Origin of the sequence: Moraxella sp. CTOTU48717, from assembly GCF_032057165.1 — a bacterium.
GTDB lineage: Bacteria > Pseudomonadota > Gammaproteobacteria > Pseudomonadales > Moraxellaceae > Faucicola > Faucicola tetraodonis.
Window position 1 is genome coordinate 23,769 of record NZ_DAMBBC010000022.1, and the last position, 8,586, is coordinate 32,354.

Consider the following 8,586-nt stretch of genomic DNA (forward strand, 5'->3'; position numbering starts at 1 on the left):
TTTTTGATGCTAATTTTTTTTAACAATGTTTTTGTTAGATTTTTTCAGACTAGTTAATTCTTTTTGGTGAAAAACTCTAAATTTTATTATTTTTTTCTTTAAGAATTTACTCCATAATCTATCAGTTTTTTTAACTTTAAGAGAATTGATAGTTTTTTAGCCAAATTATCTACCCAAGTTTAAGAACAAAAGATTAATGCGTTTACCCATCTTAGTATAAATTCGGTAAATTTAATTTGACACACAGATCAGAACTTGTCGTAAGTTTATTATTAATAAAAAAATATTTGAATTATTAAATTGCTTAAATACTTTTCATTATGGAATAATTCTTATAGATTTATTTTGACAGGTCTGATAGTGATTTTTTATCAACTACTTGTCTGAGATTACTCAAAAACGCAAGTTGAAAGGCTTCATCTTGGATAAAAAGTTTGTAAAAATCAATTTCTTTTTTTCGGTCTTCGACGATGATGTCTTTGACCAGTTTTTCAAATTCTAGGTTGCGATGTTGTTCATCTTTCGTGGTCAGATACTTCTGTTGAAAGTCAGGATGGTCATAAATTCGTTGTGCTAAGTTGATAAATTTCATTCGTTGTTCTTCTGGCGTAATATGCCAACTTTTAAACCATCGCTCATTAAAATCTGCGATGATTTTATCTAGGTTGTTGGTTTTTGCTTCAGTATGTACGCCAATCACGTTAGGGTTGCTCGGGTCGATAACCGCTTCTTTTTCGTCTAATGTTATCTTTGAACCTAAAGCCGTTCTTTCAATCGCATAAGTATTTAAATCAATCGATTCTAACAAGTCATCGATATCATCATCTTCCTGGGTGCGAATGTTAAGCTCAGGAATTAATGCTTTTAATAACCAAAACAATCGCTCCCATTCGATTTTGTTAAACGGCATAATGGATGCAAGACGGCTATAGAGTTTGACAAATTGTTTGGCTTGCATTTTAAATTCGATTTTTGCGTCATCGCTAAGTTCTAGCTCATGGTTAAAGCGTTCTGCCAAAATATTGATTTTGCCTTGCAAGGTTTCCATACTGGCACCGCCAAAATAGGCTTCGGCATAGTCAATGATTTCATGGGGTTCATAAACGCCTACCGCCTCTAGTTCAGTTTTGATATCGCTAAGTACATTGACATCGGTCGCTTGGCTTAGGGTGGTGACGGTAAAGTATTTATCAAATGCGGATTTGATATGTTTTAGTTCATTAAAAAAGTCCAACACAAACAAATCTTCGGTTTTTTTGTCGTACTTATTCGCCGAGCGATTGAGCCTTGACAGGGTTTGCACTGCCAGTACATCTCGCAATTTTTTATCGACATACATGGCGGTAAGTTTGGGTTGGTCAAAGCCTGTCAGATATTTATTCGCAACGACCAAAATTCGGTAGTCATCGCTATCAAATTTTTCTTTGGTTTTGCTATCTTCAAAGCCGTTGATTTGGCTCTCGGTGTAGCCAATGCCGTCCACGATTTTTTCACCACTAAAGGCTATCATGGCTTTAAAGGGATTGCCTTTTTGCTCTAATAAGCGGTTAATCGCTTGGTAATAACGGATTGCCATTTCGATATTTTGTGTGACTATCATGGCTTTGGCATGACCTTTTAGGCGTTTTTTGGCAAAAATATTGCTGATAAAGTGATCAAGCATGATTTCGGCTTTGACATCGATGGTTTGCTGTTGGCGTTCGACATACGCTTTCAGGGCTTTTTGTGCCTTGTTAGAATCAAATGCTGGGTCATTTTCGACCGATTTTTGAATCTCGTAGTAAGATTTGAAGGTGGTGTAATTGCGTACCACATCCAGAATAAAGCCTTCTTCAATGGCTTGCTTCATGGAGTACAGGTCAAAGGGAGTAAAGCGACCGTCGGCTTGTTTTTCACCAAATTTTTCTAGGGTGCTGTCTTTTGGGGTAGCCGTGAAAGCAAAATAGCTGCCATTGCCCCGCATTTTGCGTGATTCCATTGCCTTTATAATGCGGTCTTGGTTATCGTCCATATCACCGTCTTTTTCGTTATCGGTATCAATACCCAAAGCGGTATTCATGCCATCGTGAGCCATTCCGCTTTGTGAGCTGTGGGCTTCGTCGATGATAATAGCAAAGTTCTTGTCCGCCATTTCGCCAATGTCGTCTAGGATAAAGGGGAATTTTTGAATAGTGGTGATGATGATTTTTTTGCCGTTTTCTAGGGCGTTGCGTAGGTCTTTTGAGCGTTCGGCATGGGCGATAATGCCTTTGACTTCGCTAAACTGCTTGATATTGTCTTTGAGCTGTTTGTCCAAAATTTTGCGGTCAGTCACTACAATCACCGAATCATATAGCGGCTGTTCTAGCCCTTTCGCCCCTTTTGCTTGTTCGCTGTGCGGGTAGGCTTCTATAAGCTGATAGGCAAGCCATGTGATGGAGTTGGACTTGCCCGACCCTGCGGAATGCTGAATCAGATAGCGTTTGCCAACGCCATTGCCAGCGACGTCTTGCACCAATCGCCTTACCACGCTCATTTGATGGTAGCGGGGGAAATACAGGGTCATGTCGCCAAGATTGGGCTTTTTGATGTCGGGATTATCACAGCCTAATCGTACAAAATGGCTGATGAGATTAACTAAGCTGTCAGGCTGTAACACTTCGTTCCAAAGGTATTCGGTGTTAAAGCTGTTGGGATTGGGTGGGTTACCTGCGTTGCCGTGGTTGCCTTTATTGAACGGTAAAAAGAAGGTATTTGCCCCGTTTAGCCGTGTGGTCATATAGGCTTCTTGGTTGTCTAGGGTAAAGTGGACAATCGCTCTGGCAAAGTTAAATAACGGGTCATCAAGGCTTCGATCTTTTTTGTATTGTTCGATGGCATTAAAACGGGCGGTTTGGTTTTTATGGGTGCTTTTGAGTTCTAGGGTGATGATAGCTAGACCGTTTAAAAAAATGACCAAATCCACCGAGTTGCCGTTATGCTGGCTATAACGAACTTGTCGGGTAACGGTAAAAATATTCTGTTGATAGTTGTCACGGGCGATTTGGCTAGAGCTTGCTAAGGGCTTTGGATAAAGAAAGGTTAAGTTGGCGTTGTCCACGTCCAAGCCTTTTTTGAGTATATGCAACACGCCGTATTTTTTGATGGTATTGTTTAGGCGGTGGATGATGGTTTTTTGCCAGTCTGGGTTGTGTTTGGCGATGGTGTCTAGGGCGGTTTGTTGGCTATTATGCAGAAATTGCCAAAAATAGTGGCTGTCGATGGCTTGGATTTTGTCAAAGTTGGCAGGGTTACCTTGTTGATAGCCGTTAGCGGTTAGGGCGGTGACGATATGGTCTTCAAGTTCTTTTTCGCTAAAGTTGGTAAGTTTCTGCATGATTGGCTCGTTAGATTTTTATTTTGCCTGTGACAGCTTGGTTGATTAGGATGTTTTTGTATTCTTTTAGACGGTCGATTTGCTTCTCTAAATTTTGTTGTGAAATGTCAATTTTATCATTCTCATTTTTGACAAAATTTAAAATTGTCTCTTGTTCCTCTTTAGGCGGAATCATTACTGGTAATTCAAATAAAGAAGTTGTATATAATCTGATTAGACCTTCAACAATACCAGTCGCTCTGATAATAAACTGCTCAATATACTTTGGATTTCTAAATAAAATTTCCAAGTATTTCATGTCATAAATATAATTTTTAACTTTATAAACAGCATAATCAGGGCTTACCAATCCTTTAAAATCTATTTCACTTTTATAAAATACGCCCAAATGTGGCTTTAACTTATTGAAAACCAAGTCATTTTTATAGACAATTTTGTTATCAATATTTGATTGTGCAACTTCAGCTTTCTCATGATAATCAGCTCTTACAACTAAGCCATATTTTTGACTAACCATAAATAAAGGTTCTTCGCCTGTTTTTGAGCGTTCATTGCGTTCATCTAGTACATATTTAAGGCGTTTCATTTGCCAATGCTCTGGAATATCACCTATCCATTCCACACCACTATCTTTCATGGGGACGTTAGGGTTTAAGCCTTTGGTAACGGCATTCTGAATCACGATTTGCTTATATTCGCCTAATTTTTCAATTTGCTGTTGCTTGAGGGCAATCGCTTGGTCAATTTGGGCTAAATTTTTATCAATGAAATCTACTATTTCTCTTTGCTCAGATATAGCAGGAACAGGTAATATTAATTTTGCAAAATCCGAAAATCTAAAATCAGTTGAACGCTCTCGAATGCCTTTAGCTAGCGATTCTATAAAACCTAAATATGCAAGATTTCGTAAAAAATAACTATAATATTTTGACTCGACTCTATTTTTGTCAAATGGTACACAAGCTGAATACACAGGTGTAGATTTACCATCGGAATCTGAAATTCCAATAGCCCCTGCGAATGCGTCCATTTGATGAATTACTAAATCACCCTTCCTTATACCTTGATAGCCGTGTTCTTTCAGAGCATTAGTAAATCCTTCTGTTCTTCTGTTTGAGCGTAATGTGACTTGACCATCACGAAAACAAGTAACAATTTCATCATTAGGACTAACAGGACGTTCCATTTTTTTAAAAAGCCATTTCGCTTTCTCCAATTCCCAATCACTTGGAATCTCCCCTAACCAATCCACACCGCTGTCTTTATAACTATCATACGTCGCATAACTCATTGAACTTACTACCATTAAATTTATTTTGTTTAATTGACTAAACAGCCAAAAATCGGTATAATACGCCCTAACAACTCCCCAAGTTCTTGCCCATTATGGGAATAACAAGTCTTGGGGCTATCTATTTCTAGCGAACCAAAAATTTTAAAATCGCTATCGCCATAAGCGCCACGCTTTCAAATCCGCCAAACTCATCGACTTTGGCAAGCCAAACTGCTCCAAACTCACTTTATTATTGCTCATCTGCGGAAACTCATCCAACGTATCTAAAAACCGCTGTCCCCAAGTCGAATTTGGGCAAATAAACGTTAACATCCGTTGCATCAGGCAAAAGTAGAGTAACACCTTGGCAGGGTCAAACCTTTGAAACTCTGGCTCCAACCCCTTTAGCGACGCTTTAAATACCACATGGCGATTCCACAAACGCCCATGATGTGCCGAGATATTGCGAATCAAATTGAAGGCGTGTAATTGAGTTTCTAACAATTTGGCACTGGGCAAGCGATAATATTTAGCAATAGCTTCTTTATCCGCCCGTCGCATGATTTTATACAAAATCGACATCGCCCCAAAATCCCACAGCTCACACCCTGCCCAAACGGGAATATCGTAATAATACTGCTGATGATGTTTGACAAAATCGCTGTGTTTTTCTCGAGCTATCACCGCTTCATAACGAGCCACCCAATCGGCATGCCTAACCTTATCATCAAAATACTGTTCATCTAAATGGGCTAATGGATCAAATGAGCCAAGCCTATCGGCAATTCGTACTCGCATAGCCACTTCGATTCGCTCCAACGCATCCAATGCCAACTGACGCAGTTTTTTATCGAACATATACAAGGCTTTGATGTCTTGAAAATGGCTGTTTGGCTCAAACGCATTATCGACTGTACCGTCTGGCATCACTTGGCGAAACACGTACGCATAACCGCTCAACCGATAGTAGCCAATTGTTCGTAGATAGCCCAACGCTTTTTTATTATCATCAACAATTAAGCCACGCTGTTTATAGGTATCTAACTGTTGTTGTACCGTTTTATAAGGCTTAGGCGGTAACTTGGTGGGCATAAATTTCCTTAGTACAAATCAAAAATATCTTTGCATTATAGCAAAGTCAGACCCACTAACCGCCCAAAATATCTCGAATCAAGCCATCTGCCTCTTTATCCAGTTGCAACAGCTCATTTGCTACCTCATCCAAGTTTCTCAGCGGTCTATGCTGATAAAAATACTTGTTAAAGCTAATCTCATAGCCGATTTTGATACTTTCCATGTCCAGCCACGCCTCGCTCACATGCGGTCGTACTTCTGCCAAAAAGTAATCGTAAATACCTTGATTGAGCGGGATTGACTCGCTATCTCGTAATTCGCTACTGCTTTCATAAATCACATACTGGTCGGGCTTGGCATTCTCAACACCCACATCTTGGGCAGGATAATACCCAAAATCGGCTAATTGCTCAGGCTGACAGCCAAATCGCTCGCATAAGGCTTGGATTTTATCGGCTTTTAGCGTGGTGATAGATTTAATCACTTTTTCACCTGTTTCATCATACCAACTGACCGCATCAAGAATTTGTTTTCGCTCATTCGCTTTAAGCTTAATATCGTGCGTTTTAAGCACGTTCTCGACCTTTTTGGTAAAAAGATTAAAGTCAGTGTATAAAACGTCTCCTAGCGCTTCCCAGAGCGTTATAGCATGGTTCATGATGGACACTTGGTTTTGCCAAGTCTCAATATCGAGAATTTTTTTGCGTTGAGCCAAACTTAAGCCCATCTCTTCAGATTCTGCCCATTTTTTTAAATCGTTTTTGTACTTGGTATAAAACTCAGCTTGATAAACCTCATCGCCATATTGTTCATATAGCGTGTTCATAGCATCGCTTAGGCTATTATCAAAACGCAACTTGGCAATCGACTCGGCGGTAAACTGAGCGTGACGACGGTCAGGACGCTCGATATTGACCTTATGATAGCCAAAATCTTGATTGGCAAATACTTGACTAGCAATGCCTGTTGGCTCGCCTTTAGCATCCAACTGCCCACGGATGGTTGCCATATCAAGATAAGTTTGGGTAATCGTGGCAATATCTTGTGGGCTAAATTCGCTATTTTTACTGCCTAAGTTCTTTTTGAGTTTGCGATACATTTGACTGGCATCAATCAGTTGGACTTTGCCTTGACGTTCGCTTGGCTTATTGTTGGATAACAGCCAAATGTAAGTGGTGATACCTGTGTTATAAAATAAATTGTTCGGCAATTGGATAATTGCGTCAAGCCAATCATTTTCGATAATGTGTCGGCGGATATTACTTTCACCACTACCAGCATCACCTGTGAACAAGCTTGAGCCATTATGCACTGATGCAATACGAGAGCCTTTTTCCCCTCCCCTGCTCGATTTCATCTTGCTAACCATTTCCATCAAAAACAATAACTGCCCATCACTAGAGCGTGGGGTTGCATCTACTACTTGTGGATTACCCCAATAATCGTTTAAGGTAACGATAAACCGGGTATCAGAAACGGTTTTGCCGTCGGTATCATAGATATTTTTCTTCTCTCCTGCCCAGCTTTTACCATATGGTGGATTGGACAGCATAAAATCAAATTGCGTACCTGCAAATTCATCGGTTGATAAGGTTGAGCCAACCCGAATGTTTTCTGGGTTATCGCCTTTAATCATCATATCTGATTTACAAATGGCGTAAGTCTCATCATTGATTTCTTTGCCATACAAAAATATGGTGCGTTGCATATTGTCTAGCGGGTATTTTTCGTGAATGAAGTTTTCAGATTCGGTCAGCATACCCCCGCTACCACACGCTGGGTCATAAACGGTTAATGTTTTAGGTAGTGTATCTTTGATTGGGTCAAATACTAAATGCGTCATTAACTCAATGACTTCTCTTGGGGTAAAGTGCTCCCCTGCTTCCTCGTTATTTTCTTCATTGAATCTGCGAATCAGCTCTTCAAAAACATAACCCATTCCTAAATTACTAAGAGCAGGCAGCAATTGGTCTTGGGGGTCACGTTGCTCAATTGGTGATAAATTTAGGTAGGGTGAAACGAATTCCTCTAAAACATCGAGTAGAACGTTTTTATTTGCCATATGGCGAACTTGGTCAAGTAATTTAAACCGCACTAATATGTCTTTGACGTTAGCACTAAAGCCATTTAAATACTCCTCAAAGTTGGAAAGTAGCAATTGCTGATTATTGCTGGCTGATTCCTTGAGTTTTTTGAGCGTCCATTTGTTAGTATTGTAAAACACAAAACCTGATGCTTTGCGCAAGCCATCATCATCAAATTCAGTTAATCCTAAATCCTTTTTTTGAAATTCAACTTCTTCAAGAACGGCTTGTTTGGTAGGCTCAAGAATACTATCAAGACGGCGTAATACTGTCATAGGTAAGATTACATCACGATATTTACCACGAACATAAACATCTCTTAAACAGTCATCTGCAATTGACCAAATAAAAGAGACCAATTTGTTATGTACAGCATGATTCATGAAATTAACTCATTGTCTAAAATTGACCAAGTATAATGAATTTATGCCTCACTATGTTAGAGAAAATGAATTTCATATATGGACAACCATTTACAATAATTTATTTTTTAATCCATATGTTATTGATTTCTAAAATATTTTATTTATATCACTAAAATTTTATTTATATACTCACTATGTTAAAGAAAAACGGTACAAAAACTTATTAACTATCAACAATTTTTTATTTTATTAGTAGTTTTTTTATATAATTTAAGAAAAAAGGTTTTTATTACATTTTAATTACTTTTAATACCTTTTAGACTGCTGTGATTCTTATCCAGCAAGGCTTAGAGCCCTCATATGTGGACACTCATTTACACATATGTGGACACTCATTTACATATATGTGGACACTCATTTACATATATGTGGACA

Annotated in this window: 4 protein-coding genes; all 4 read right to left on the reverse strand. The window is 38.8% G+C overall.

The genetic code is table 11. The annotated features are described in order from the left end of the window. Positions 1-340 precede the first annotated feature (340 nt). A complete protein-coding gene (locus RT084_RS11010; RefSeq protein WP_313100038.1) occupies positions 341-3,355 on the reverse strand; it encodes a type I restriction endonuclease subunit R in 3,015 nt (1,004 codons plus the stop codon). Positions 3,356-3,365: 10 nt separating this feature from the next. After that, on the reverse strand, positions 3,366-4,646 hold the full coding sequence (locus RT084_RS11015) for a restriction endonuclease subunit S (protein ID WP_313100039.1): 1,281 nt from the start codon (positions 4,644-4,646) through the stop codon (positions 3,366-3,368). A gap of 153 nt (positions 4,647-4,799) precedes the next feature. Continuing rightward, on the reverse strand, positions 4,800-5,720 hold the full coding sequence (locus RT084_RS11020) for an Abi family protein (RefSeq protein WP_065254056.1): 921 nt from the start codon (positions 5,718-5,720) through the stop codon (positions 4,800-4,802). Between the two features lie 55 nt (positions 5,721-5,775). Next, the gene (locus RT084_RS11025; protein ID WP_313100042.1) at positions 5,776-8,169 is read right to left on the reverse strand and encodes a type I restriction-modification system subunit M; all 2,394 of its coding nucleotides are present in this window, start codon (positions 8,167-8,169) and stop codon (positions 5,776-5,778) included. Between the last annotated feature and the right edge of the window lie 417 nt (positions 8,170-8,586).